We start from the raw sequence: 24,808 nt of genomic DNA on the forward strand, positions 1-24,808 counted from the left end.
GTGAAGGCCACCGAGCTCCCCCCGAGGGCGGCGATGAACGGTTCCGGCGCGGTGCCGCCCTCCCCGGAGGACACCGCCCGCGCGCTGCGCGACGAGGTCGTCGAGCTGGCCCGCGCGCTGCCGGGCGACCTGCGCCGGCTCACCGTGCGCAGCGGCGACCGCGCCATCGAGATCGAGTGGGCGCCGGCGGCCGACGGCGGCGCGCCCGCCGCGCCGCGGCCGGCCGCCGAGGCCCCGCCCGCCGAGCCCGCCGCCGCGGACGGCCTCGCGGCCGAGGGGCTCGTCGCCGTCCGCGCCCCGCTGGTCGGCACCTTCTACGCGGCGCCGTCCCCCGACGCCGACCCGTTCGTCCGCGAGGGCGACGAGGTGGAGGCCGGCCAGACCCTCGCGATCGTCGAGGCGATGAAGCTGATGAATCCGATCGTCGCCGAGGAGGGCGGCGTGGTGACCGAGCTCCTCGTGCGCAACGCCGAGTCGGTGGAGTACGACCAGGTGCTCATGCTGCTGCGGCGGCCGCGGTGATCAGCCGCCTGCTCATCGCCAACCGCGGTGAGATCGCGGTCCGGATCGCCCGGGCCTGCCGCGAGCTCGGCATCGAGGTCGTCGCCGTCTTCTCCACGGCCGACCGGGACTCGGCGGTCGTCCGGATGGCCGACGAGGCCGTGCACATCGGGCCGCCGGCGCCGCGGTGCAGCTACCTGCACGTGCCGAACATCGTGGAGGCGGCGCTGCGCACCGGCGCCGACGCGGTGCACCCCGGCTACGGCTTCCTCTCCGAGGACCCCGACTTCGCCGAGATCTGCGCCGCCGAGGGGCTCACCTTCGTCGGCCCGCCGCCCGCGGTGATGCAGCAGATGGGCAACAAGGCCACGGCGCGCCGGCTCATGGCCGACGCCGGCCTGCCGCTGCTGCCCGGCGTCGTCGAGCCGGTGCGCACCGCCGACGAGGGCCGCGAGATCGCCGACCGGATCGGCTACCCGGTGATCATCAAGGCCGCAGCCGGCGGCGGCGGCCGCGGGATGACGGTCGTGACCTCCCCCGGTGACTTCGCGGGGGCGTTCACCACCACCCGGGCCACCGCGCGGGCGGTCTTCCGCGACCCCGCCGTCTACGTGGAGCGGTACCTGCCGGCCGCCCGCCACGTCGAGGTGCAGGTGCTCTGCGACGCGCACGGCCACGGGGTGCACCTCGGCGAGCGGGACTGCTCCCTGCAGCGCCGGCACCAGAAGCTGCTGGAGGAGGGCCCCGCCGGCCACCTGTCCCCGGCCCAGCGCAGCGGGCTGGGGGCCCTGGCCGTGCACGGCGCCCTCTCCGTCGGCTACACCGGGGCCGGGACCATGGAGTTCCTCGTCGACGGCTCCGGGCGCGCGTACTTCATGGAGATGAACGCCCGCATCCAGGTCGAGCACCCGGTCACCGAGCTGCTCACCGGCATCGACCTGGTCCGCGAGCAGATCCTCGTCGCCGGCGGCCGCCGGCTGCAGATCACCCAGGAGGACGTCGTCCCCCGCGGCGCGGCGATCGAGTGCCGGATCAACGCCGAGGACCCGGCCCGCGGCTTCGCCCCCGCCCCCGGCCGGCTGGAGGTGCTGCAGGTCCCCGACGGTCCCTGGACCCGCTTCGACACCGGCTACCGCCAGGGCGACGACGTCCCCCCGCACTACGACTCCCTGCTCGGCAAGCTCGTGGTCTGGGCGCCCGACCGCGCCCGGGCGATCCGCCGCATGGACCGCGCCCTGGCGGAGCTGCGGGTCGAGGGCCCGGGCCTGCACACCACCGTCGACCTGCACCGCGCCCTGCTGCGCCACCCCGACGTGCTCGCCGACCGGCACGACGTCCAGTTCCTCGACCGCACGCTGCCCGAGCTGCTGCACCGCACGGCCGCGCTCGGCGAGGACCCGGCGCCCGCCCCGCCCGACGCGCGCGGCTCCCTGCAACTCGTCCGTCCCGCGACCCCGGACCGCCCGGAGCCGCACGACCCCCTCCTCGAAAGGACACCTGCCGTGACCGATCCCAGCTTCACCCTCGACGACCTCATGGACCTGCTCACCGAGAAGGCCGGGCTGCCCGCGGCCAACCGCACCACCGACCCGGACGCCCGGTTCGAGGACATCGGCCTCGACTCGCTGGCCTTCCTCTCGATGCAGACCGAGCTGCACGACCGCTACGGCGTGGAGATGCCCGACGACAGCCCGGGCCGCTACACGTTCGGCGAGATCGTCGCCACCGTCTCCGGCTCCGCGCCGGCCGGGATGGCCTGACATGAGCAGCACCCTCGAGCAGCGGACGGTCGGCCACACCGACAACTCGATCTTCATCGACGCCGACCTCGACCACGTGTGGCGCATGACCAACGACCTGGAGTCCTGGCCCCAGCTGTTCACCGAGTACGCCGAGGTGGAGATCCTGGCCCGCACCGGGTCGACGTTCCGCTTCCGGCTCAAGATGCACCCCGACGAGTCGGGGCGGGTGTGGAGCTGGGTCTCCGAGCGCACCCTCGACGAGGCGGCGCACGAGGTCGTCGCGCGCCGGCTCGAGCCGGGGCCCTTCGAGTTCATGGACATCCGGTGGACCTACGCCCCGGAGGGCACCGGCACCCGGATGCGGTGGGTCCAGGACTTCCGGATGCGCCCGGAGGCGCCGATCGACACCGCCGGGATGACCCGGCGGATCGACGCCAACAGCAAGATCCAGATGGCCGTCATCCGCGACAAGGTCGAGGCGGCGGCCCGGGCCCGGGAGCCGGGGTCGTGAGCACCGCGGTGGCCGGTGGAGGGGGCTCGGGCAACGCGGTGGCCGGGGGCAGGGGGACCGGCAGCGCGGTCGCGGTCGTCCTGCCGGGCGAGAGCGGCGCCTTCGCCGGGCTGGCCAACGCCTGGCGGTTCGACGAGCCGGCCGCCGCGGTGTTCGAGGAGGCCTCCGCGGTCGTCGGGCGGGACGTCGCCGACTGGTGGCGCGACCCGCTCAACCTGTCCGACGACGCGGCGGCCCACCTCGCCGTGGTGGTCACCGGCGTGGCCGCCGTCCGCAGCCTGACCGCGCGCGGGCTGCGCCCGGTCGTCGTGGCCGGGCACGGGGTGGGCGAGTACGGCGCCCTGGTGGCGGCCGGCGCCCTGCGCCTCGACCAGGTCGTCGAGCTGGTGCACTGGCGGGCCGACCTGCTGGCCCTCTCACCCCGGCCGTCCTGCGCGGGCATGGCCGCCGTGATCGGCGCGGGGGCCGGCGACGTCGCCCGGATGCTGGTCGCCGAGACCGGCAGCGCGGGCACGCTGGCGATCGCCTGCGTCGACGGTCCGCGGCAGGTGGTGCTCTCCGGCACCCGCGAGGAGCTCACCCGCGCCCGGCGGGCGGTGCTCGCCGCCGGGCTGGACATGGTGCGCCTGCCGGGGCGCTCGGCGTGCCACGGCCCGCTCATGGCGCCGGTGGCCGCGCACCTGGCCACGGCGCTGGCCGACCTCGAGTGGTCCGAGCCCGCGATCGCCGTCGTGCCCAACGCCGACCCCGTGCCCACCCGCGACCCCGACCGGCTGGCCACCTGCCTGCGGGCGCACCTGACCTCACCCGTGCTGTGGGAGCGCACCTCCGCCGCCCTCGTGGAGGCCGGCGCGGCCGCCGTCGTCGAGGTCGGCACCGTCCCGGTCCTGGGCCCGCTGGTCCGGCAGGTGCACCCGGACCTCCCGGTGGCCCTGGTCTCCGGCCCGCACCTGCCCTTCCCCGTCGCCAGCCCGGCGCCCGTCCTCGCGGGCCCGGTCCCCACCCGAGGAGAGACATGACGACCATCCAGCACGCCGCGCCCGCGGTCCGCTGCGGCCCGACGGTGCACCGGGCCGACGTCCCGCCCAACCGCCGCCGCGGCGGGGACATCCGGGTGCTGCTGTCCCCGACGAGCGTCGGCGCCACCGCCGGCTTCATGGGGACGCTCACCCTCCAGCCGGGCGAGGTGGTCACCGAGCACTGGCACCCCTACTCGGAGGAGTACCTCTACTGCGCCGAGGGCGACGTCCTGGTCACGCTGGACGGCGAGGAGCGGCGGCTGGTCGCCGAGTCGGCGGTGCACATCCCGATCGGGGTGCGCCACCGCATCGTCAACGACGGCCCGACGACGGCGTTCTTCGTCTTCCTGTGCGGCCCGCTGGCGCCGCGGCCGGAGCTGGGGCACGTCGACACCGAGCTCCCGCCGGGTACCCGGTGAGCGCCGACCGGCGCCGGGTCGTCGTCACCGGGATCGGCGTGGTCGCACCCGGCTCGATGGGCCGCGAGGGCTTCTGGGACATGCTGACGGCCGGGCGGACGGCGACCCGGCGGATCACCTTCTTCGACCCGAGCCGGTTCCGCTCGCAGGTCGCGGCCGAGGTCGACTTCGACGGCCGCGCGCTGGGCCTCACCGCCCACGAGGTGCTGCGCAACGACCGCTTCGTGCAGATGGCGATGGTCGCCGCCGACGAGGCGGTCGCCGACTGCGGGCTGGGGATCGGCTCGGGCGCCGCCGACGCGCCCGACCCCGACCGCGTCGGCGTCACGCTGGGCAGCGCGGTCGGCGCGACGATGCGGCTGGAGCAGGAGTACGTCGCGGTGAGCGACGCCGGCACGCACTGGCTGGTCGACCCGCGCTACGCCTCCGGGTTCCTCCACCACGCGCTGGTGCCCAGCTGCGGCGCCACCGAGCTCGCGGTGCGGTTCGGCGCCCACGGCCCGGCCACCGTGGTGTCCACCGGCTGCACCTCGGGGATCGACGCGGTCGGCTACGGCACCCAGCTCATCGAGGACGGCGACGCCGACATCGTGATCTCGGGGGCCAGCGACGCGCCGATCTCGCCGATCTCCATGGCCTGCTTCGACACCATCCGGGCCACCACCGGCAACAACGCCGACCCCGAGCACGCGGCCAAGCCGTTCGACGCCCGCCGCGACGGTTTCGTCATGGGCGAGGGCGCCGCCGTCCTGGTGCTGGAGGAGCTGGAGCACGCCCGCCGCCGCGGCGCGGAGCCCTACTGCGAGATCACCGGCTACGCCAACCGGTGCAACGCCTTCCACATGACCGGGCTGCGCCCCGACGGCATCGAGATGGCCGAGGCGATCCGGCAGGCCCTCGACCAGGGCCGCACCGACCCCGACGAGGTCGGCTACGTGAACGCGCACGGCTCCGGCACCAAGCAGAACGACCGCCACGAGACCGCCGCGGTCAAGCTCAGCCTGGGCGAGACCGCGCGCCGGGTGACGATGAGCTCGATCAAGTCGATGGTCGGGCACTCGCTCGGCGCCATCGGGTCGATCGAGATCGCCGCGACGGCGCTGGCCGTGCAGCGCGGCGTCGTCCCGCCCACGGCGAACTACGAGGTCCCCGACCCCGAGTGCGACCTCGACTACGTGCCGGTCACCGCCCGCGAGCAGAAGGTCGACGTCGCGGTCTCGGTCGGCAGCGGCTTCGGCGGGTTCCAGTCGGCGATCGTGCTGGCGCACCCCTCGCGGCGGATGCCATGACCGGCCTGCTCGTCACCGGCGTCGGCGTCGTCGCCCCCACCGGGGTGGGCGCCGAGGCGCACTGGGCGTCGCTGCTGGCCGAGAAGCCGGCGATCGCCCCGATCGAGGGCTTCGACACCGCGCAGTACGGCGTCACGCTCGCCGGCCAGGTGCGCGACTTCGTGCCGGCCGACCACGTGGCCCCGCAGCTGATGGTGCAGACCGACCGGTGGACGTGGACGTCGCTGGCCGCCGCGACGCTGGCCGCGCAGGACGCCGGCTACGAGGCGCCCGAGGACGTCTACGCCACCTCGGTGTTCCTGGCCTCCGGCTCCGGCGGCAACGAGTTCAGCCAGCACGAGATCCAGGGCCTGTGGGCGAAGGGCCCCCGGTCGGTGGGCGCCTACCAGTCGATCGCCTGGTTCTACGCGGCGAGCACCGGCCAGATCTCCATCCGCGACGGCTACAAGGGCCCGTCGGGCGTGGTGGTGAGCGAGGGCGCGGGCGGGCTGGACAGCATCGGCTGGGCGCGGCGGGTCGCTCGCCGCGGCACCCCGGCGGTGCTGGTCGGCGGCACGGAGGCCGGCATCTGCCCCTACGCCCTGCTCTGCCAGGTGACCAGCGGCCGGCTGTCGACGGCGACCCGGCCGGAGGACGCCTACCTGCCCTTCGACCGGCGGGCCAACGGCCACGTCATCGGCGAGGGCGGCGCGATCCTGCTGCTCGAGGAGCCGGGCGCGGCGCGGGCGCGGGGCAGCCGGAAGGTGTGGGGCGAGGTCGCCGGCTACGGCGCCACCCACGACGCCCACCACCACGAGCGGCCGGCGCCGGACGCGGTGCAGTACGCGCGGGCGATCCGGCTCTCGCTGGCCGACGCCGGCGTGACGCCCGACGAGGTCGACCTCGTCGTCGCCGACGCGGCGGGCACGCCGGAGCTCGACGCGCTGGAGCTGGCCGCGATCGGCGACGTGTTCGGCGGCCGGTCGGCGCCGGTGCCGGTGACGGCGCCGTCGTCCTACACCGGGCGGCTGATGGCCGGCGGCTCGGCGCTCGACGTCGCCACCGCCCTGCTGGCGATGCGCGACGGCATCGTGCCCGGCACCGCCTTCCTCGACGACCCCGTCGACGCCCCCGGCGTCGACCTCGTGCGGCACCCGCGCGTGCAGGACCTGGCCACGGTCGTGGTGCTCGCCCGCGGTTTCGGCGGGTTCAACAGCAGCCTCGTGCTGCGCCGGTACGAGGAGGCGGCGTGACGACGGCGGACGGCGGCGGCGTGCGCACCCTGCTGCGGATGCGCACGAAGGAGGGCTGCGAGGCGCGGTTCGAGGAGGCGTGGCGGCGGGCCGCCGCCGAGATCAGCCGGGTGCCCGGCAACCTGCGGCAGGAACTGGTGCGCGACGCCGACGACCCGCGGACCTTCCTGATCACCGCCGACTGGGCCGACCGCGCCTCGGTCGACGCCTTCGGCCGCAGCAGCGCGCGGGAGACGCTCACCGCCGCCCTGCGGGACCTGCGCGAGGACGCCTCCCGCAGCACCTACGAGGTCGTGTGCACGGTGCCCGGCGACCGCGGCCCGCGCGTGCGGGTGGACATCAGGACGGTGGTGGGCCCGGGCGAGGAGGAGGCCTTCGAGCTCGGCTACCGCAAGACCGTGGAGCGGCTGCGCGGCACCGCCGGCCTGGTGCGGGAGGAGCTGCTCAAGGAGCCCGACGCGCCCGTCTACCACATCTTCGCCGAGTGGGAGACCGAGCAGGACTTCACGAACTGGGTCGACGACCCCTCGCACGCCGACCAGACCGCCTCGCTGGTGCGCTGGCTGTCGGTGGACTTCGAGCGCCAGCTGTTCGAGATCCGCTACCGCCCGCCCGACCACGTCGGCGGCGACCCCGGCTACGAACCGCCGTCGTCCCCCCGGGTGCTTTCGGTACCGAAAGCCCGGGAGGCGGCCGGGCTTTCGGTACCGAAGGCCCCGGAGGGGGCCGGGCTTTCTGCACCGAAGGCCCCGGAGGCGGCGCCGGTGCCGAGCGCGACGGTGCAGGAGTTCGTCGAGAAGCCGGAGGCGGTGACCGCGCCGGCCGCCCCGCCGGTGCCGGCGGCGCCGTTCGTCCCCGCCGGGTCCACCGACGCCGAGGTGCTCGTGGTCGGGGCGGGCCCGGCCGGGCTCACCCACGCGATCGAGCTGGCCCGACGTGGCATCGCGGTCCGCGTGGTGGACAAGCGGGCCCAGGCGGCCACCCAGGCCGACAAGGCGATCGGCATCCACTGCCGGACCATGGAGATCTGGGAGGACCAGGGCATCGTCGCCGACGCCGTCGACGCCGGCATCTGGCTGCACGGCCAGACGGTGTTCGTCAACGGCCGGCAGACGCACCAGGTCGACTGGGCGGGCCTGGACGAGCTCCCCTACGCCCACCTCGGGCTGCCGCAGTACGAGACCGAGCGGCTGCTCACCGACCGGCTGCGCGCGGCCGGGGTGGCGGTCGAGCGCGGGGTGGAGCTGGTCGGTTTCACGCAGGACGACGAGGGCGTCACCGCGCAGCTGCGGCACCCGTCCGGCGAGGTCGAGGCGGCCCGCGCGCGGTACCTGGTCGGCTGCGACGGCGCGCACAGCGCGGTGCGCACCGGCCTGGGGCTCTCGTTCGTCGGCGGGCTGTCGATGTTCCCGCAGCTGTTCATGCTCGGGGACGTCGACGTGGACTGGGACATGCCCGCCGGGCACCTGCTGCGCTGGGTGCGGATCGAGGAGGGCGGCGAGTTCACCGGCATGCTGGTCTGCGTCCCGCTCAAGGGCCGCAACCGCTACCGGATCGCCACGCTGGCGCCGGAGCGGCTGCAGAAGACCATCGGCTCCGGCGTCGTCCCGGCCGGGTTCTGGCAGGAGTACACCCCGCCCACGCTGGCCGACCTGCAGGCGGCGATCGACGACCTCGGCCCGCCCGGGACGACGGCGAGCAACCTGCGCTGGTCGTCGATCTTCCGGATCAAGCACGGCATCGTCGACCGCTACCGGGTGGGCCGGGTGTTCGTGGCCGGCGACGCGGCGCACCTGCACCCGCCGGCGGGCGGCCAAGGCATGAACACCGGCATCCAGGACGCCTGGAACCTCGGCTGGAAGCTCGCCCTCGCCGTCCGCGGGCAGGCCGCGCCCGGCCTGCTCGACAGCTACGACGCCGAGCGCCGGCCCGCCGGCAAGGCGATCGTCGACCGGGCCGTCGCCATCGCGTTCACCGACGAGATGGACATGGACGACGAGAAGGCCCAGTTCCTGCTCGAGATGCAGATGACGATGAACTACGCCGGCAGCCCCCTGGTCGGCCAGGCCGCGGACGCCCCCGGGTTCCTCGGCGGGCCGGAGCCGGGCCACCGGGCGCCCGACGTCCACGGGCTGCGCCGGTTCGGCATCGCCCACGACCTGCGGCTGTTCGACCTGACCCGCGGCACCCACACCACCCTGCTGCTCTCCGTCGGGCCGGACGCGGCCGAGGAGCTGGTGCTCGCGCTGGAGAAGCTCGCCGTCTCCCTGCGCCAGGCCGGCCGCGGCCAGGTGCGCCCGTACCTGCTCGCCGCCGACGGCGCGCCCGTCCCCCCGCTGGTGGACCTGCCGGTCGTGCGCGACCCCGGCACGTTCCGCGAGGCGTACGGGATCGCCGACGCCGTCACGGCCGCCTACGTCGTCCGGCCCGACGGCCACGTCGGCTTCCGCAGCCGCCCGGTGGTGGAGGAGGCCCTGCAGGAGCACCTGGCGCGCGTGTTCGCGCCCTGACCGACACCGACCTCCCGAGGGGATCCCATGTCACTGACCAGCGAGCGGCCCGCCACCGAGCCCGTGCCCGGTGCCGAGATCTACACGCCCGCGTTCCGCGCCGACCCGTACCCGGTCTACGCCCGGCTGCGCGCCGAGAGCCCGGTGGTCAAGGTGCGCACGCCGCGCTTCGACTCCTTCCTGGTCACCCGCTACGAGGACGCCCGGGCCGCGCTGTCGGACCCGCGGCTGTCCAAGGACCTCTACCGGGCCGGCGACACCTACCTGGCGGTCTTCGGCGAGAAGGCGCGGCAGATCAACACCAACATGCTCAACTCCGACGAGCCCGAGCACAGCCGGCTGCGGCGGCTGGTGACCCAGGCGTTCACGCCGCGTCGGATCGAGGCGATGCGGCCGCGGGTGGAGGAGATCGTCGAGGGCCTGCTCGACCGGATCGCGCCGCTCGGGCGGACCGACTTCATCGACGACTTCGCCCTGCGGCTGCCGCTGGCCGTGATCGGCGACCTGCTGGGCATCCCCCCGGAGGACCACGAGCAGATCCTCAGCGGGACGCAGGTCATCCGCACCGTCGGCACCGGCGGGCGCAGCCCGCAGGAGGACCGGGCGGCGATCGGCGAGGCCCAGCAGCGGCTGCACGCCTACTTCACCGGCCTGGTCGCGGCCAAGCGCCGGGAGCCCGGGCAGGACCTGGTGAGCTCGCTCATCGCCGCGCGCGACGAGCAGGGCCGGCTGTCGGAGGCCGAGCTGGTCTCGACCTCGTTCCTCCTGCTGTTCGCCGGCTACCAGACCACCTCGGACTTCCTCGGCAACGCCGTGGTGGCCCTGCTGACCAACCCCGACCAGCTCGACCTGCTGCGCCGCGAGCCCGAGCGCCTCCCCGCCGCCGTCGAGGAGTTGCTGCGCTTCGACGGCTCGGTGCCCGTCTCGAGCTTCCGCTTCGCCACCGAGGACATGGAGATCGGCGGGGTGCCCGTCCCGGCCGGCTCGATCGTCACGGTCGTGCTCAGCGCGGCCAACCACGACCCGGCCCTGGTGGCCGACCCTGACCGGCTCGACATCACGCGGGGCGACGTCCCCCACATGTCGTTCGGCCACGGCATCCACTACTGCCTGGGCACCGCGCTGGCCCGCATGGAGGCGACGACGGCGCTGCGGCGCGTCCTCGTCCGCCTGCCCGACCTCCGGCTCGACGTCCCCGTGGAGGAGCTGCAGTGGCTGCCGGCCGCGTCGGCCTTCCGAGGCCTGCTGGAGCTGCCACTGCGCTTCGAGAAGGACCCCTCTGCCCCCCACCACTCGCAGGCTCGCGGCGGGGACCTGCAGAGGGGCCGCCCTGCACCCTCCGACCGAAAGGAGGTCACGCCGTGACCTTCCGACCGTTCCGCAACGTGATCGTCTGCCACATGGTCCCCGGCAGCGAGGACAAGGTGGGCCCGATCTTCGGGCACTTCGACCAGATCACCCGGCCGCAGGACCTCGGCGTCATCGGCCGGATCCTGCTCTCGTACGAGGACCTCTACCTCCACGTCATCGAGCGCAAGGAGGACCCGGCGATCTCCGGCCAGCGCCGCGGGCTGCCGGCGTTCCAGCAGATCGCCGAGCAGATCGCGCCGTACGTGACGCCCTACCCGAGCTACTGGGAGAACCCGTCGCACTCGGTGGCCAAGGAGTTCTACCGGTGGCTGCCCGAGGGCGACGTCCCGGAGGAGCGCGAGCTCACCGTGATCGTGCAGCGCATGAAGCCGGGCGCCGAGGAGGACATCGCCCGGGTGTTCACCGACTCCGACGCCGGTCCGCTGCCGGTCGAGACCGGGGTGACCGGGCGCTGGCTCTACTCGATCGACGACGTGATGGTGCACCTGCTCGAGCAGGACCCGGTCACGGCGGCCGCCGTCCGCGAGAACCACGAGTCCCACCGGCCGGCCTTCGCCCGGATCATGGAGGAGCTCGGCCCGTACCTGAGCCCGTACCGCCCGGAGACCTGGCAGAGCCCGCGGGACTCGGTGGCCGAGCCGTTCTACCGCTGGCGGGCCGACGACTGGCACCCCGAGGGCTGAGGCGACCGACGTGAACCTGAGGGGATTCTCGACGCTCACCTTCTGGGCCGACGACGTCACCGCGGCCGTGACCTGGTACGCGCGGGTCCTCGGCGTGGAGCCGTACTTCACCCGGCCCGGTCCGGGCGGCGGCCTGGCCTACGCCAAGTTCCGCACCGGCGACCACGACGCCGAGCTCGCCATCGCCCACCGCTCCTTCGACCCGGCGGCCTCCGGTGGGCCGGGCGGCGCGGTGCTGCACTGGCAGGTGGACGACTTCGAGGAGACCTGGGCGCGGCTGCTGGCGATGGGTGCCCGGGAGTACCAGCCGGTGACCCCGCACGGACCGGTGCTCACCGGGTCGCTGGTCGACCCGTTCGGCAACGTGCTGGGGATCATCCACAACCCGCACTACCTGGAGAAGCTGGCCGCCTCGCGGGAGCCGGTCCAGGCAGAGGAGCCGGCCGCCGTCGGCTGAGCCCGCTCCCGCCCGAGGGGCCTCCGGGGTCCGGAGGCCCCTCGCCGCGGCGCCCGCGAGGATGGACGGGTGGAGATCGAGGCCGTCCTGCTGTTCGTCCTGGCCGCGGTCGCCGTGGTCGTCGTCCTGCACTGGGTGGCGGAGAGGACGGGGCTGCCCGAGGCCGCGCTGCTCACGGTCGCCGGCATCGTGTACGCGTTCCTGCCGGGGCCGAACGTCGAGCTCGAGCCGCACCTGGTGCTGACGCTGGTCATCCCGCCCCTGCTCTACAGCGCGGCGCTGGACTCGTCGCTGCTCGGGATCAGGCGCAACCTGCGGACCGTCGTCAGCCTGTCGGTCTCGCTCGTCCTGGCGACCGCGCTGGTGGTCGGCTGGGGATTCAGCCTGTTCGTCGCCGGGGCGACGTTCGCCGCCGGGGTCGCGCTCGGCGCCGCCGTCGCCCCGCCCGACCCGGTGGCCGCGCTCGCGGTGGGACGGCGGGTCGGCCTGCCGCCGCGGCTGATCACGCTGATCCAGGGCGAGGGGCTGCTCAACGACGCGACGGCGCTGACGATCCTCACGGTCGCGGTGGCCGCGGCCACCGGTGAGGGATTCTCCACCTGGGCGGCGGTGGGCCAGTTCCTGCTCGCCGCGGCCGGCGGGGTGGTGGTGGGGCTGGTCGTCGCCTACGCCGTCCGCTGGCTGCGGCGCTGGCGCACCGACCCGATGTCCTTGACGGCGATCTCGCTCGCCACGCCCTTCGCCGCCTACCTGCTCGGCGAGGAGCTGCACGTCTCCGGCGTCCTCGCCGTGGTGGTCGCCGGGCTGGTGATCGGGCACGACAGCTCGCGGTTCGTGTCGGGCGTGAGCCGGCTGCAGGTCAACGCCGTCTGGCGGCTGGTCGACTTCCTGCTCGAGGGCTTCGTCTTCCTGCTGATCGGCCAGCAGCTGCCCGTGCTCCTCGAGGGGCTGGCGGCGTACGAGACGTCGACGATCGTGATCGCGTCGGTGGTCAGCGTGGGCGTCGTCCTGCTGCTGCGGCCGCTGTGGCTGGTGCTCACCCAGGTCCTGCCGCGCTCGCTGCACATGCGGCTCGGCGGCGCGGGGGAGGACGAGTCGGTCGAGGAGGAGCAGCCGGGGGCGCGGGGGAGGCACGCCGAGGAGCGCCTGACCGGCCGCGAGCTGGTCGCGCTGAGCTGGGCCGGGACCCGAGGGGTGATCAGCCTCGCCGCCATCTTCACGCTGCCGCGGCTGACCGACGCCGGCGAGCCGTTCCCCGACCGGGAGCTGCTGCAGTTCTGCGCGCTGCTCGTCGTGCTGGTGACGCTGGTCGGCCAGGGGGCGACGTTCGCGCCCCTGGTGCGCCGGATGGGGCTGCGGGCGAACGCGGCCGACCAGGCACGGCTGCGCAACCGGGGCCGGATCGCGGCGGTGGAGGCCGGGCTGCGGCGGCTCGACGAGCTCGAGCGGGAGCGCCACGACGCCACCGACGACCGGGCGATCCGGGCGCTGCGCGACCAGCTGGAGCACCGGCTGGCGCGCTACCGGGGCCGGCTGGACGTGCTGGAGAACGCGGAGGTGGACATCCCCCACAACCCGCAGTACGAGTCGGCGGTGCGGATCTCGCGGTCGGTGCTGGAGGCCGAGCGGGAGGAGCTGCTGCGGCTGCGGGACGTCGGCCGGCTGCCCGACTCCAGCCTGCGGGTGCTGGAGCGCGAGCTCGACCACCAGGAGAACCTGCTCCCGGCCCGGCCGACCGGGTGACCTCCCGCGTCGAGGCCCTCCCGATCGGATCGGGAGGGCCTCGGCGGGGTGGGGGTCAGGCGGTCACTGGACGGCGCGGCGGTGGGTGAGGACCCAGCCGGCCACCGCGGGGACGACGACCCAGGCGACGATGATCGCGATCGACTGCGTCTGCTCGGTGCCCTGCGCCAGGTTGAGCACGGAGTTGGCCGGGTCGATCTTCTCGGCGATCTCCGGCTTGAAGCTCGACACGATCGGGATGACGCCGAGCAGCACCAGGTACATCGAGGTCAGCCCCGCCGGGGTGTTGGCGAAGGCGGCACCCGCACCGGCGCCGGCCACCGCGAAGGCGGCGCCCGCGGCCACGGCGACCCCCATGGCCCGGCCCGCGCCGTCCCACGAGATGCCGCTCTCGGTCACGGCCAGGGCGCCGACGACCAGCGCCGTCGACACCGCGGCGAAGGCCGCGCCGAGCAGGCCGACGGCGGCGGCCTTGGCGGCCAGCACCCGGCCGCGGTGCGGGACCAGCAGGTAGGTCGTCTGGACGGTCTTGTGGCTCCACTCCCCGGCCGTCGACAGCACGCCGAGGGTGATCAGCAGGTAGCCGGTGAGCAGGCCCATCACCGCGATCGGCCCGGTCACCGAGCCCAGCTCCTCGGAGCTGGCGGCGGCGACGAGGGTGACGGCGGCCGGCCCGAGCACCGTCGCGGCGACGGCCAGCGCCTTGCCCGAGCGGGTGGACAGCGACTTGTGCATCTCGATGCCGACCAGCTTCGGCAGCGACGGACCGGTCCGGCGCACGGGCGGACGGGCGGGGGCGGGAGCGACGGCGGCGGCGCGGCGCTCGAGGGTGGCGGTCATGTCGGGTTCCTCCTGGACGGGGGTGAAGGGCGGGTGGTCGGCGGGCGGGGTCGTCATCACGCCGCCGCCGTGAGCTGGAAGAACAGGTCCTCGAGGCCGCGCGTGAGCGGCCGCAGGTCGGTCAGCGCGATGCCGGCGGTGGCGGCCACCTGGCCGACGGCGGCGGGCTCGGCCCCGGGCACGACCAGCGCGCCGTCGCCGCCGTCCCGGACCTCGAGGCCGGCCGCCCGCAGCGCGCGGGCGAGCGCGGCGGCGTCGGTGGCGCGCACCGACGTCCCGTCCGAGCCGAGCAGCGACGCCACCGGGCCGTCGGCGACGATCCGGCCGGAGCCGATGACCAGCAGCCGGTCGACCGTGTGCTCGACCTCGCCGAGCAGGTGCGACGAGAGCAGCACCGTGCCGCCGCGCGCGGCGTGGCCGCGCAGCAGGTCGCGCATCCAGCGGATGCCCTCGGGGTCCAGGCCGTTGGCCGGCTCGTCGAACACCAGCACCGGCGGGTCGGCCAGCAGCGCCCCGGCGATGCCCAGCCGCTGCCGCATGCCGAGGGAGTAGCCACCGACGCGGCGCCGGGCGGCGTCGGCCAGCCCGACCAGCTCGAGCACCTCGTCGACCCGCCGGGCGGGGACGCCGATCGTGTCGGCCAGCAGCCGCAGGTGGGTCCGGCCGGACCGGCCGGGGTGGACGGCGGAGGCGTCGAGCAGCGTGCCCATGACGGCGCCGGGGTTGGGCAGGTCGGCGTAGGGCCTGCCGTCGACCAGCGCGGTGCCCGACGTCGCCGGCACCAGGCCGGTCATCATCCGCATCGTCGTCGTCTTGCCGGCGCCGTTCGGGCCGAGGAAGCCGGTCACCGTGCCGGGCTCCAGGGCGAAGGACACGTCGTCGACGACGGTCCGGGTGCCGTACTGCTTGGTCAGGCCGCTGACCGTGATCATCGGATCCTCCGTGGGGGTTCGTCGTTCTGCCGGCGAGAAATCTGCCGGGAACGGCCCCCTCGCCGCGTCGGCCGACGGCAGGAGATCCGGGTCCACCTACGGTCCGACGCGCTCATCCGAAAGTTGACGGGGGTGGTCCACTCCCGGGCGATCCGCCGCCCGCCCGCGCCGACCTACGCTCCGTCGCATGGGGATCCGGGCGCGCCTGTGGCCGGGTCTGCGCGCGCGCAGCATCTGGTTCGACGGGTTCATCGCGCTGCTGGCCCAGGCGACGGTGGTCCTGGGCGCGGTCACCCCCGAGCCCCAGCAGCTGCTGCCCGACATCCCGCTGATCGCGCTCGGCGTGCTGCAGGCCCTCACGCTGTTCCTGTTCCGGCGGCGCGCGCCGCTGGTCCCGTTCGCGGTGAGCGCCGTCCTGAGCGTGGTCACCCCGGCGCTGACCGCCGGGCTCCTGCTCACGTCCTACGCCGTCGGCCGGTACGTCGGCCGCTGGCCGCTGCGCGTCGGGGCGGCGCTCGTCGGCGGTCTGGTGATCGTCCAGCCGTGGACCATCGGGACGGCGAACGAGGCCGTCGGCGCCATCGGCGGGACGGCGATCGCCGTCGTCCTGCCCGGCGCCCTGGGCATCTGGCAGCGCACCCGCGCCCTCCTGCTCGAGGCGCTGCGCGACCGCGCCGAGCGGGCCGAGGCGGAGCGGGAGCTGCTGGCCCGCGACGCCGTCCTCACCGAGCGGACCCGCATCGCCCGGGAGATGCACGACGCCGTCGGCCACCGGGTGAGCCTCATGGTGCTGCAGGCCGGCGCGATCGAGATGGCCGCCGGCGACCGCGACCGGGTGGAGCAGCTGGCCGGGCAGGTGCAGGCCGCCGGCCGGCAGGCGCTCGACGAGCTGCGGCAGATGGTCGGCGTCCTGCGCGCCGGCGAGGTGGACGAGGCCGCCCCCCTCGGCCCGCAGCCCGGGCTGCCCGACCTGCCGCGGCTGGTCGACGAGGCCCGCGCGGCCGGGGTCCCGGTGGAGCTCACGAGCCCGCCCGAGGCGCCGGTCGACCCCGTGGTGGGGCGGGCCGCCTACCGGATCGTGCAGGAGGCGCTGACCAACGCCGGCAAGCACGCCCCCGGGGCGCCGGTCACGGTCACCGTCGACCGGGGAGCCGACGCGCTGTCGATCCGGGTGGTCAACGGCCCGCCGGAGACGCCGGCGGACGGCGCCCCGAGCGGCGGCTACGGTCTGGTGGGGTTGGGTGAGCGGGTGCGCACCCTGGGCGGCCGGCTGACCGCCGAACCGAGGCTGGACGGCGGCTTCGCCGTGGAGGCGGTGCTGCCGACGTGACGATCAGGGTGCTCCTGGTGGACGACGAGGAGCTGGTCCGCTTCGGGCTGCGCACGGTGCTCGAGGCGGCCGGGGACTTCGAGGTCGTCGGCGAGGCCGGGGACGGCGCGGCAGGGGTGGCCGCCGCGCGCGAGCTGCGGCCCGACGTCGTCCTCACCGACATCCGCATGCCCGGCACGGACGGGCTGACGGCGACCAAGCAGATCCTCGCGCTGCCCGACCCGCCGCAGGTGGCCGTCCTCACGACCTTCCACGTCGACGAGTACGTGTACGCGGCGCTGGCCGCGGGCGCGGCCGGGTTCCTCCTCAAGGACACCCCGCCGCGCGAGATCGCCGCGGCCGTTCGGGCGGTCGCCGACGGGACCGCGACGCTCTCCCCCGCCGTGACCGCGGCGCTCATCGAGTCCTACGTCGACCGCCGGGCCGCCCCGCGGCGCGCCGAGGCCCTGCGCAGGGTGGCGGGCCTGTCCGAGCGCGAGCGCGAGGTGCTGCAGCTGCTGGGCAGCGGCGACTCCAACGCCGAGCTCGCCCGCAAGCTCTACGTCAGCGAGGCGACGGTGAAGACCTACGTCTCCCGCCTGCTGACCAAGCTGGACCTGGCCAACCGCACGCAGGCGGCGATCCTCGCCCACGAGGCCGGGCTGCTCGAGAGCTGACCGAGGACCGCCGCCGCGGCGCTCAGGCGTGCGCCCGGGCCGTCGTGCCGGGCCGCAGCACCAGCAGCACGCTGGCGGCCACGGTCCACACCAGGACCAGCAGGAACCCGACGAACCCCACCACGCCGAGGGCGCCGGTCTCGACGCCGTCGTCGAAGACCGCGGCGAAGCCGACCAGCAGGCACACCGCGGCCAGCGCGGCCAGCCACCCGAGCCACCGCGGGAACGCCAGGGTGCTCTGGACGCCGGCCGCGACGGCCAGCAGCATCGCGACGCCCGCCGGGAGGGCCGCCCCGCCCACCCAGTTGTCGAGGACGACGAGCGTGCGGACGATGCTCGGTTCGTCCTCCGCGTCCACGGAGCTCTGGACCAGGGCCAGGTACAGCCCCTCGGAGACCGCGATCACGGCCACGAACGCCGCGGCGGCGATGGCGAACAGGCCGGCGAAGAGCCCGCCGAGCCCCTCGGCCCGGCGCAGCCGGCCCCAGACACCGGCGAGGAAGAAGAGGAAGGCCACGTCGGACAGGAAGCCCAGCAGCAGGGACCACTGGTGGCCGGTGCGGTCCTCCTGGACCGCCCGGACGATCGCGTCCGCCCCCTCGTCGGCGGTGGGCGTCGACGGCGTGAAGAAGCTCGCTATGACGAGGACGAGGAAGACCAGGCCGGCCACGCCGGCGATCAGGTCCCACCTCCGCGCCGAGGCGTGCTCCACGCCTCCCGTCCGGCTGTCCGCAGCAGTTCCCAGGGTGTGGTCCATGACGTCGCCTCCCCGTGTCGGGACCCGGCACGCCGGATTCTCGGCCGGTCGAGTGTGGACCCATCCGGGTCGGGATGGGGACCGTTCCGTCACGCGGGCAGCGCGAGCTCGTGCCGTCACCCGGCGCGGGCGAGCTCGGGGTCGTCGGCCGGTGGTCGGATCACGTGGATCTCGCCCCGGCAGCTAGCTGCTACTGGGGTCGCGCCACATGGGGTACATCACCGGACCACCGTCGGGCAGGGGAAGGGGATCCAGGTCGGCGAAGCCGTGGCGCACGTACAGCTGCCGGTTCCTCTCGCAGCTCGCCTCCAGGTAGGCAGGTGTTCCGTCGTGGTCGCACCGCTCCAGGACCGCACGCAGCAGCGAACTGCCCACCCCGCGGGACTGACGTCGGGGCTCGGCGCCCAGGTACAGCAGGTACCAGTGCGGCGCCAGGGCCTCGTGGCGAGCCTGCATGGCCTTGCGCGCCCGGTCGGCGGCGGGGGCCCGGCTCCCGAGGAGGGCGAGCCAGCGCGGCCCCTGGAGCAGGTCCTCGGAACGGGTGCTCTGCCACTGCCCGGGTGGGAACCAGACTGCGGCACCGCTCCCGTCGGCCGAGACCCAGGTTCCTCCTCGGCGCGCACTGCGCGCCGCCTCCAGCGCGAAGAACTGGCGCAGTCGCGCCTCGCGTCGCCACAGGGACGGCGGCAGGAGGAACGTGAACACCGGGTCCTCGGCGAAGGCGGTCGCCAGGACGTGCACGAGCCGCCGCTGGTCGGAGCGCGTCGCAGGGCGGGCCTGGGGTCGGACGTCCTCCATGCGGCGCAGACTGGACGGCCGGCCGGGATCCACCCAGAGGGCGGCGTGCCGCCCGGGTCCCCTGCGGCGTGGCGCTCACCGCTCGTCGTCACGGCCGCGCCGGAGTACGAGCGGGTTGCCCACGGATCCACCCCTTGCATCGCCGCGACGGGGAACGTGCGCGCGAGCTTCCCCTCGTCCGTCCCGGGTGCCACGCTGAGCCCATGCCGGACAACAGGTTCCGCCTCCCGGACCACGAGCTCTACGCCAGCGCCCGGGTGCCGCTGGACGAGCAGGTCGAGGTGCAGTCCGAGCCGGTTCCCCCACCCGTGGACTGGCGAGGCGACCCGATGCCGTGGGTCGACGGCGGCTCCGGCGACGCGGACGGCGACTGACCGAGCCGCGGGCGAGGAGTGGCGCGAGCAGGACGGAGGCGGTCGTCTTCGACCTGCGGTCGCCCTCACCCGAGAGCAGAGGTGACGCCCGCCGGCACGTCCTGAGCGCGACGACTGCCGTTCCCGCACACCGCACAGCGGTACGAGCCCGCCCGGTCCCTTGCGCGGACCCCTCAGGCGGCCAGCACGACCTCGCGCTCGGCGGCGCCGACCAGCTCGGCATAGCGCCCGCCGAGCGCGAGCAGCTCCTCGTGCGTGCCCTGCTCGACCACCCGCCCGCCGTCGAGGACCGCGATCCGGTCGGCGTCGCGCACGGTCGAGAGCCGGTGGGCGATGGTGACCGTCGTCCGGCCGCGGCTGGCCTCGTCCAGCGCGGCCTGCACCGCCCGCTCGGTGGTGTTGTCCAGCGCGCTGGTCGCCTCGTCGAGCACGAGGACCCGTGGATCGCGCAGCAGCGTGCGGGCGATGGCCAGCCGCTGCTTCTCCCCGCCCGAGAACCGGTGCCCCCTGGCGCCCACGACGGTGTCGTAGCCGTCGGGGAGCGCGGCGATCACGTCGTGCACCTGGGCCCGCCGGGCGGCGTCCTCGATCTCCGCGTCGGTGGCGTCGGGCTTGGCGTGCCGCAGGTTCTCGCGCACCGTGGTGTGCAGCAGGTACGTCTCCTGGGAGACGACGCCGACGATGCGGGCCAGCGTGGCCAGCGGCAGGTCGCGCACGTCGACCCCGTCGACCAGCACCCGGCCGGTGCTCGGGTCGGCGAGCCGCGCGACCAGCGAGGCCAGCGTGCTCTTGCCCGAGCCGGTCGGCCCGACGAGGGCGAGCGTGGTGCCGGGCGGCACGGTCACGTCGACGCCGGCCAGCGCCGGCCGGTGCGCGTCGGGGTAGGTGAAGCCCACGCCCTCGAGCCGCACCTCGCCGCGCACGGCCGCCGGGTCCAGCGCCACCGGATCGGCCGGGTCGGCGATGTCGACCGGCAGGTCGAGGTACTCGAACACGCGGCTGAACAGGGCCATCGAGCTCGTCACCGAGACCCCGACGTCGAGCAGGCCCATGAGCGGGCGGAACAGCGCGGCCTGCAGCGTGGTGAACGCGACGAGCGTGCCGATGGTCATGCCGCCGGACGTGGCCGGCAGCCCGGCGGCCAGGTAGATCAGCGCCGGGATGCCGGCGAAGACGATGCTCATGGTGGCCATGCGCCACCGGCCGGCGAGCTGCGAGCGCACCTCGAGGCCGACCAGCCCGGACGACGTCTCGGTGAACCGCTGCGACTGCGCGGGACCGGCCCCGATGGTCTTCGACAGCAGCACGCCGCTGATCGACAGCCCCTCCTCCACCTGCGCGTGCAGGTCGGCGAGCGCGCGCTGCCGCTGGGCGGTGACCGCGCGGCGCATCCGCGCCACCCTGCGGGTCAACCAGACGGCCGGCGGCAGGACGATCAGCGAGAAGAGGGCCAGCCGCCACGAGAGGGCCACCATGGCGACCACGGTGCCGACGACGGTCGTGGCGTTCGAGGCCAGCGAGGTCGCCGTCGACGTCACCACCGACTGCATGCCGCCGATGTCGTTGGTCAACCGCGACTGCACCTCGCCGCCACGGGTGCGGGTGAAGAAGCCCAGGGACTGCCGCTGCAGGTGGGCGAAGACCGCGGTGCGCAGCCCGTGCATGACCCGCTGGCCGACCGTCGTCGACAGCCACGTCTGGACGACGCCGAGCACGCTGGTGACGGCGGCGACGGCGAGCATGCCGGCGACGGCGGCGACGAGCAGGCCGACGTCCTGGTGCGGCAGGGCGTCGTCGATGACCAGCCGGACGAGGAACGGCGAGGCCAGCGCGACCACCGACGAGACGACGATCAGCGCCACGACCACGGCCACCTGCCAGCGGTACGGGCGGAACAGCGCGGCGACCCGCCGCAGGGAGACCGGGGAGCGTTCCAGCTGCGCGCGGTCGGCGGGGTCCACGGTGCGGCCGGAGCCGCCCCGCCCGCCACCGCCGCCGGGGTTCATGGGGTCCAGAAGGCACCACCTCCGAGTAGATGCTGAGGTTACCTCATGATGTGGTAACCGCAGCGGTGGCGCTACTCTTCCCCCGTGGTCGACGACGATCCGGCGGTGCTCGGCGAGCTGGTGCTGCGCGTCGGCCGCCTGCAGCGGCACCGGTGGCGCGCCGCCCTGGCGCCGTGGGACCTGACGCCGCACCAGGCGCGGGCGCTGCGGGTGGTGGGCAACCGGGACGGCGTCCGCCTCTCCGAGCTGGCCGAGGCGCTCCGCATCGCCCCGCGCTCGGCGACCGAGGTCGCCGACGGCCTGGAGGCGCGCGGGCTGGTGGAGCGCACACCCGATCCCCGGGACCGCCGTGCGGTGGTGCTCCGCCCGACCCCCGAGGGGCGACGGGTCACCGCCGAGGTCGACGCGGCACGGGCCGCGGACTCCCGGGAGCTCTTCGGCCGGCTGCCGGCCGAGGACCGGGCCGGGCTCGAGCGGATCCTCCGCGCCGTCGTCGACGACGCCGGGTCCTGACCCCTGCCGGGGCGGCCGGGTCAGCCCGCTCCCAGCAGGGACCACACCGCCTCGGGCCGCGCCCAGTGCGCGTTGTGACCGGCGCCCTCGATGAGCTGCGCCGAGGGGTCGATCCGCCGCATGGCCTCGAGCGAGGCCATGGCGTCGCCGTCACCGGCCGCCAGCCGCAGCGGCGCGAGGCACCGCTGCAGGATGGCGGGCACCGACGGCCCGACGGCCGAGAAGGCGCGGTTGTCGAGGGCGACCGCCCAGCCGCCCTCGACCTCCCGGACGCCGGCCAGCGCGACGTCGTCCGACGGCTCGGCGAGCCCGCGCAGGCCGGCGAGCGTGAGGTGCCGGGCCGCGGCCTCCTCGCGGGTGGGGAAGACCGTGGGCGGGCGCTCGGCGAGCGTCCGCGCGCCGGCCTCCTCCTCCGCCGTCCAGTCGATCTTCGTGCCGACGGCGACCACGCGGTCGACCGCGACCCCGTACTCGCCGCTGCCCAGCAGAGCGCCGACCACGCCACCGAAGGAGTGCGCGAGCACGGTCACGCGGGTGGCCCCCAGCTCGGTGACCAGCGTGGCCATGTCGGCGGCGTGCACCCCGTACCCGTAGGGCGGCTCGGCCGGCGAGCGGCCGTGGCCCCGCAGGTCGGGCGCGGCCCACCGGCCGGGGACCAGCGGCAGCAGGCGCTCCCACACGGCGCCGGTCGCACCGAGCCCGTGCAGCAGGAGCAGCAGGTCCTCGCCGTCGCCGCCGGTGGCGCAGGCGATGCCGGTCCGCGTGATCACCGATCGCCTCCCTGCAGCCGCGCGAACCGGTGCCGCGCCGCCCGGATCAGACCACGGAGTCGTCCGGGCGACAACGACGGGGTCCGGTCCGCGGGACGGCCGGGCGGGTGCGGCGCGGGTCCGCCGCCGGCCGGGGGCTCGACCGACGTGCTCAGACGAGGGCGTCGTCGCGCTCCCGCGGGGCCGGCCGAGGCGTGAGCAGCGCGATCGCCAGCAGCGCCAGCGGCAGGGCGACCGAGCCCAGCAGGGTGATGACCAGCACCGACGCCTCCAGCTCCGTGGCCCCGTGCAGATGTGCCACGTGGAACACGAGGTGCGGCACCGCGAACGCCAGGTACGCCAGCAGCGCCGTGACCACCAGCCGCCGCTCGAGCCAGACGGCGGCCGCGGTGAGCACGATCGCCAGCCCCAGCGTCGCCCCGCCGAAGTCGCGCATCAGGTGCTCGCTGAACGGTGGCGTGAGGTCGACCGTCGGCACGTCGTCGTAGAAGCTCCGGGGGAAGAACGCCGTCCACAGGCCGAGCGCCCACTCGACCGCGGCCAGCAGCGCCAGCCCCGGCCGCAGCAGGCCGCTCACCGGAGGGCCCCTTCCCGGCCGGCCAGCCACTCCTCGTACGTCTGCCGCCCGTACGCCGGCCCGGGCACCATCGCCGCGCCCGACCGGTAGGCGGCGAACAGCTTCCCGTGCGCCCGCACCGGCAGCACCGGCCGGCGCACACCGGCCGAACGCGCCCACGCCCGCGCCAGCGACGGCAGCGACCTCTGCTCCGGGCCGCCGATGTCGGCCACCCGCCCCGCCGGCGCCGACGACGCCAGCTCGGCCAGCCGGTCGGCCACCTCCTCGACCGCGATGGGCTGCAGCGCGATCGCCGGAGCCACCACGACCGGCAGCCACCGCTGCGCGGTGAACATCATCGTCACGAACGGGTGGAACTGGGTGGCCCGCAGGATCGTGTGCGGCAGCCCCGACTGCTGGATCATCCGCTCGATCTCCACCTTCGACCGGTAGTACGGCAGCGGGATGTCCTCGATGCCGACGATCGAGATGAACACGAGGTGCCGCACGCCGGCTCGCTGCGCGGCGGCCAGCAGGGTGCGCGTGCCCTCGACGTCGGCGCCCTTCGTCCGCGGGTCGCTGGCCAGGTGCAGGACGACGTCGACGCCGTCGAGCGCCGCGTCGAGGCCCGCGCCGGACACCAGGTCCCCGGTCACGAGACCGGGCCCGCTGCGCCGGCTGAGGGAACGGACGTCGTGCCCGGCGGCGCGCAGGCGGGCGACGGTGGGCACGCCGAGCGTGCCGGTGGCTCCGGTGACCAACGTGGTCGTCATGGGAAGGTCTCCTCTCTCCTCACCCGCTCAGACCAGGTAGCCCTCCGATCCGTGACAGCTGCCCCTCGGCGAAGGCGAGCTTGACCGGGTTGAGCACGAAGTCGAAGCCGGTGAGCCGCTCGCCGTCGGTGCGCACCACCAGCACGCCGCGCAGCCCGTCCGGGCCGACGGCGGCGATCGCCGGGGCGCCGTTGACCTCGACGAACGCGGCCGACAGCCCGCCGGTGAACTTGCGGAACAGCCCGACGAGGTAGCGGGCCACCTTCTCCCGGCCCACCACCGGCACCCGCGCCGCGTTCACCACGCCGCCGCCGTCGGCCCGCGAGACGACGTCGTCGGCCAGCAGCGCCTCGAGACCGGCCACGTCGCCGTCCCGCGCGGCGGCCAGGAACCGGGAGACCAGCTCCTGCCAGCGCTCCGCCTCCACCTCGCGGGTCTGCTCGGCGGCCACGTGTCTGCGGGCCCGCGAGTGCAGCTGCCGGGCGTTCGCCTCGGAGACGCCGATCAGCTCGGCGACCTCCCGGGGGCTGTAGGCGAACGCCTCGCGCAGCACGTACGCCGCGCGCTCGGCCGGGGACAGCCGCTCCAGGACGGCGAGGAGGGCGAAGGAGACGCACTCGCGCTGGACGGCGTCCTCCAGCGGGCCGAGCGCGCCGTCGGCGGTGATCACCGGCTCCGGCAGCCAGGGCCCGACGTAGACCTCGCGGCGGGCGCGGGCGGAGGTCAGCGCGGTGAGGCACAGGTTGGTGACCGTGCGGGCCAGGAAGGCGCCCGGGTCGCTCACGCGGGCGCGGTCGGCGCCCTGCCAGCGCAGCCACGCGTCCTGCAGCACGTCCTCGGCGTCGGCGACCGACCCGAGCATCCGGTAGGCGATGCCGAAGAGCCGGCCGCGCTGGGCCTCGAACTCCTCCAACGCGTCGGTCGCCGTCGTCACGGGCAGCATCCTGGCACCCGAGATCCATGGGTAGGGCGCCCCCGGACGGGGCAGGGGCGGGACACGGGGACCGTCGCAGACCGCCTCAGGGG

At 75.2% G+C, this 24,808-nt stretch carries 25 protein-coding genes; 16 read left to right on the forward strand and 9 right to left on the reverse strand.

Annotated elements, in window-relative coordinates; translation table 11 throughout:
• From ACI78S_RS06220 to ACI78S_RS06275, 12 genes are all read left to right on the forward strand, one after another.
• Positions 1-522: an acetyl-CoA carboxylase biotin carboxyl carrier protein gene (locus tag ACI78S_RS06220; protein ID WP_456971361.1), complete on the forward strand. Its 522-nt coding sequence runs from the start codon at positions 1-3 to the stop codon at positions 520-522.
• Positions 519-2,261, forward strand: coding sequence for an acetyl-CoA carboxylase biotin carboxylase subunit (locus ACI78S_RS06225; RefSeq protein WP_456971362.1), 1,743 nt, complete (start codon positions 519-521; stop codon positions 2,259-2,261). Before ACI78S_RS06220 ends, ACI78S_RS06225 begins: the two co-directional genes overlap by 4 nt.
• Before the next feature lies 1 nt (position 2,262).
• Complete coding sequence (locus ACI78S_RS06230; protein WP_456971363.1) at positions 2,263-2,754, forward strand: SRPBCC family protein; 492 nt, start codon at positions 2,263-2,265, stop codon at positions 2,752-2,754.
• Entirely contained in the window at positions 2,751-3,773 is a 1,023-nt protein-coding gene (locus ACI78S_RS06235) for an ACP S-malonyltransferase (protein WP_456971364.1), read from the forward strand. The genes ACI78S_RS06230 and ACI78S_RS06235 overlap by 4 nt, the downstream gene beginning before the upstream one ends.
• Positions 3,770-4,192, forward strand: coding sequence for a cupin domain-containing protein (locus ACI78S_RS06240; RefSeq protein WP_456971365.1), 423 nt, complete (start codon positions 3,770-3,772; stop codon positions 4,190-4,192). The genes ACI78S_RS06235 and ACI78S_RS06240 overlap by 4 nt, the downstream gene beginning before the upstream one ends.
• Positions 4,189-5,481, forward strand: a complete 1,293-nt coding sequence (locus ACI78S_RS06245) for a beta-ketoacyl-[acyl-carrier-protein] synthase family protein (RefSeq protein WP_456971366.1) — start codon at positions 4,189-4,191, stop codon at positions 5,479-5,481. Before ACI78S_RS06240 ends, ACI78S_RS06245 begins: the two co-directional genes overlap by 4 nt.
• Positions 5,478-6,713: a beta-ketoacyl synthase N-terminal-like domain-containing protein gene (locus ACI78S_RS06250; RefSeq protein WP_456971367.1), complete on the forward strand. Its 1,236-nt coding sequence runs from the start codon at positions 5,478-5,480 to the stop codon at positions 6,711-6,713. The genes ACI78S_RS06245 and ACI78S_RS06250 overlap by 4 nt, the downstream gene beginning before the upstream one ends.
• Complete coding sequence (locus ACI78S_RS06255) at positions 6,710-9,223, forward strand: FAD-dependent monooxygenase (protein ID WP_456971368.1); 2,514 nt, start codon at positions 6,710-6,712, stop codon at positions 9,221-9,223. The genes ACI78S_RS06250 and ACI78S_RS06255 overlap by 4 nt, the downstream gene beginning before the upstream one ends.
• 27 nt (positions 9,224-9,250) lie before the next feature.
• Positions 9,251-10,588, forward strand: a complete 1,338-nt coding sequence (locus ACI78S_RS06260; RefSeq protein ID WP_456971369.1) for a cytochrome P450 family protein — start codon at positions 9,251-9,253, stop codon at positions 10,586-10,588.
• The gene (locus ACI78S_RS06265) at positions 10,585-11,277 is read left to right on the forward strand and encodes a TcmI family type II polyketide cyclase (protein WP_456971370.1); all 693 of its coding nucleotides are present in this window, start codon (positions 10,585-10,587) and stop codon (positions 11,275-11,277) included. Before ACI78S_RS06260 ends, ACI78S_RS06265 begins: the two co-directional genes overlap by 4 nt.
• A 10-nt stretch (positions 11,278-11,287) precedes the next feature.
• Positions 11,288-11,734, forward strand: a complete 447-nt coding sequence (locus tag ACI78S_RS06270) for a VOC family protein (protein ID WP_456971371.1) — start codon at positions 11,288-11,290, stop codon at positions 11,732-11,734.
• 69 nt (positions 11,735-11,803) lie between these two features.
• Positions 11,804-13,477: a Na+/H+ antiporter gene (locus ACI78S_RS06275; RefSeq protein WP_456971372.1), complete on the forward strand. Its 1,674-nt coding sequence runs from the start codon at positions 11,804-11,806 to the stop codon at positions 13,475-13,477.
• Positions 13,478-13,540: 63 nt separating this feature from the next.
• Here the strand turns inward: ACI78S_RS06275 and ACI78S_RS06280 are convergent, their stop codons facing one another.
• Both ACI78S_RS06280 and ACI78S_RS06285 read right to left on the reverse strand, forming a co-directional pair.
• Positions 13,541-14,317 (reverse strand): hypothetical protein, encoded by a 777-nt coding sequence (locus ACI78S_RS06280; RefSeq protein ID WP_456971373.1) that lies wholly within the window; start codon positions 14,315-14,317, stop codon positions 13,541-13,543.
• Between the two features lie 56 nt (positions 14,318-14,373).
• Positions 14,374-15,249: an ABC transporter ATP-binding protein gene (locus tag ACI78S_RS06285; protein ID WP_456971374.1), complete on the reverse strand. Its 876-nt coding sequence runs from the start codon at positions 15,247-15,249 to the stop codon at positions 14,374-14,376.
• 187 nt (positions 15,250-15,436) lie between these two features.
• On the opposite strand from ACI78S_RS06285, the gene ACI78S_RS06290 reads away from it, so the two are divergent.
• Positions 15,437-16,579, forward strand: a complete 1,143-nt coding sequence (locus ACI78S_RS06290; RefSeq protein WP_456971375.1) for a sensor histidine kinase — start codon at positions 15,437-15,439, stop codon at positions 16,577-16,579.
• Entirely contained in the window at positions 16,576-17,235 is a 660-nt protein-coding gene (locus tag ACI78S_RS06295) for a response regulator transcription factor (protein WP_456971376.1), read from the forward strand. Before ACI78S_RS06290 ends, ACI78S_RS06295 begins: the two co-directional genes overlap by 4 nt.
• A gap of 22 nt (positions 17,236-17,257) precedes the next feature.
• Here ACI78S_RS06295 and ACI78S_RS06300 read toward each other — a convergent pair whose 3' ends face one another.
• Both ACI78S_RS06300 and ACI78S_RS06305 read right to left on the reverse strand, forming a co-directional pair.
• Positions 17,258-17,992: a DUF4386 family protein gene (locus ACI78S_RS06300; RefSeq protein ID WP_456971377.1), complete on the reverse strand. Its 735-nt coding sequence runs from the start codon at positions 17,990-17,992 to the stop codon at positions 17,258-17,260.
• 183 nt (positions 17,993-18,175) lie between these two features.
• The gene (locus ACI78S_RS06305; RefSeq protein ID WP_456971378.1) at positions 18,176-18,790 is read right to left on the reverse strand and encodes a GNAT family N-acetyltransferase; all 615 of its coding nucleotides are present in this window, start codon (positions 18,788-18,790) and stop codon (positions 18,176-18,178) included.
• A 203-nt stretch (positions 18,791-18,993) separates the two neighbouring features.
• Here ACI78S_RS06305 and ACI78S_RS06310 point away from each other — a divergent pair, with 203 nt between their 5' ends.
• The gene (locus ACI78S_RS06310) at positions 18,994-19,164 is read left to right on the forward strand and encodes a hypothetical protein (protein WP_456971379.1); all 171 of its coding nucleotides are present in this window, start codon (positions 18,994-18,996) and stop codon (positions 19,162-19,164) included.
• Between the two features lie 173 nt (positions 19,165-19,337).
• On the opposite strand, the gene ACI78S_RS06315 is transcribed toward ACI78S_RS06310, so the two are convergent.
• Entirely contained in the window at positions 19,338-21,170 is a 1,833-nt protein-coding gene (locus tag ACI78S_RS06315; RefSeq protein ID WP_456971380.1) for an ABC transporter ATP-binding protein, read from the reverse strand.
• Positions 21,171-21,254: 84 nt separating this feature from the next.
• On the opposite strand from ACI78S_RS06315, the gene ACI78S_RS06320 reads away from it, so the two are divergent.
• The gene (locus ACI78S_RS06320) at positions 21,255-21,683 is read left to right on the forward strand and encodes a MarR family winged helix-turn-helix transcriptional regulator (protein ID WP_456971381.1); all 429 of its coding nucleotides are present in this window, start codon (positions 21,255-21,257) and stop codon (positions 21,681-21,683) included.
• 20 nt (positions 21,684-21,703) lie between these two features.
• Here the strand turns inward: ACI78S_RS06320 and ACI78S_RS06325 are convergent, their stop codons facing one another.
• The 4 genes from ACI78S_RS06325 to ACI78S_RS06340 form a co-directional block, all read right to left on the reverse strand.
• A complete protein-coding gene (locus ACI78S_RS06325) occupies positions 21,704-22,453 on the reverse strand; it encodes an alpha/beta fold hydrolase (protein ID WP_456971382.1) in 750 nt (249 codons plus the stop codon).
• A gap of 151 nt (positions 22,454-22,604) precedes the next feature.
• Positions 22,605-23,030: a hypothetical protein gene (locus tag ACI78S_RS06330; protein ID WP_456971383.1), complete on the reverse strand. Its 426-nt coding sequence runs from the start codon at positions 23,028-23,030 to the stop codon at positions 22,605-22,607.
• Positions 23,027-23,782, reverse strand: a complete 756-nt coding sequence (locus ACI78S_RS06335; protein WP_456971384.1) for an SDR family oxidoreductase — start codon at positions 23,780-23,782, stop codon at positions 23,027-23,029. Before ACI78S_RS06335 ends, ACI78S_RS06330 begins: the two co-directional genes overlap by 4 nt.
• A 19-nt stretch (positions 23,783-23,801) precedes the next feature.
• Positions 23,802-24,725, reverse strand: a complete 924-nt coding sequence (locus tag ACI78S_RS06340) for an RNA polymerase sigma-70 factor (RefSeq protein WP_456971385.1) — start codon at positions 24,723-24,725, stop codon at positions 23,802-23,804.
• Positions 24,726-24,808 lie beyond the last annotated feature (83 nt).

The organism is Geodermatophilus sp. SYSU D00815 (genome assembly GCF_054050035.1).

Excerpts from the sequence above, each read along its gene's own strand:
- ACI78S_RS06230 (WP_456971363.1), top strand. The coding sequence starts at position 2,263 with ATGAGCAGCACCCTCGAGCAGCGGACGGTCGGCCACACCGACAACTCG.
- ACI78S_RS06240 (WP_456971365.1), top strand. The coding sequence starts at position 3,770 with ATGACGACCATCCAGCACGCCGCGCCCGCGGTCCGCTGCGGCCCGACG.
- ACI78S_RS06250 (WP_456971367.1), top strand. The coding sequence starts at position 5,478 with ATGACCGGCCTGCTCGTCACCGGCGTCGGCGTCGTCGCCCCCACCGGG.
- ACI78S_RS06260 (WP_456971369.1), top strand. The coding sequence starts at position 9,251 with ATGTCACTGACCAGCGAGCGGCCCGCCACCGAGCCCGTGCCCGGTGCC.
- ACI78S_RS06280 (WP_456971373.1), bottom strand. The coding sequence starts at position 14,317 with ATGACCGCCACCCTCGAGCGCCGCGCCGCCGCCGTCGCTCCCGCCCCC.
- ACI78S_RS06285 (WP_456971374.1), bottom strand. The coding sequence starts at position 15,249 with ATGATCACGGTCAGCGGCCTGACCAAGCAGTACGGCACCCGGACCGTC.
- ACI78S_RS06290 (WP_456971375.1), top strand. The coding sequence starts at position 15,437 with ATGGGGATCCGGGCGCGCCTGTGGCCGGGTCTGCGCGCGCGCAGCATC.
- ACI78S_RS06300 (WP_456971377.1), bottom strand. The coding sequence starts at position 17,992 with ATGGACCACACCCTGGGAACTGCTGCGGACAGCCGGACGGGAGGCGTG.
- ACI78S_RS06305 (WP_456971378.1), bottom strand. The coding sequence starts at position 18,790 with ATGGAGGACGTCCGACCCCAGGCCCGCCCTGCGACGCGCTCCGACCAG.
- ACI78S_RS06310 (WP_456971379.1), top strand. The coding sequence starts at position 18,994 with ATGCCGGACAACAGGTTCCGCCTCCCGGACCACGAGCTCTACGCCAGC.
- ACI78S_RS06315 (WP_456971380.1), bottom strand. The coding sequence starts at position 21,170 with ATGAACCCCGGCGGCGGTGGCGGGCGGGGCGGCTCCGGCCGCACCGTG.
- ACI78S_RS06335 (WP_456971384.1), bottom strand. The coding sequence starts at position 23,782 with ATGACGACCACGTTGGTCACCGGAGCCACCGGCACGCTCGGCGTGCCC.
- ACI78S_RS06340 (WP_456971385.1), bottom strand. The coding sequence starts at position 24,725 with ATGCTGCCCGTGACGACGGCGACCGACGCGTTGGAGGAGTTCGAGGCC.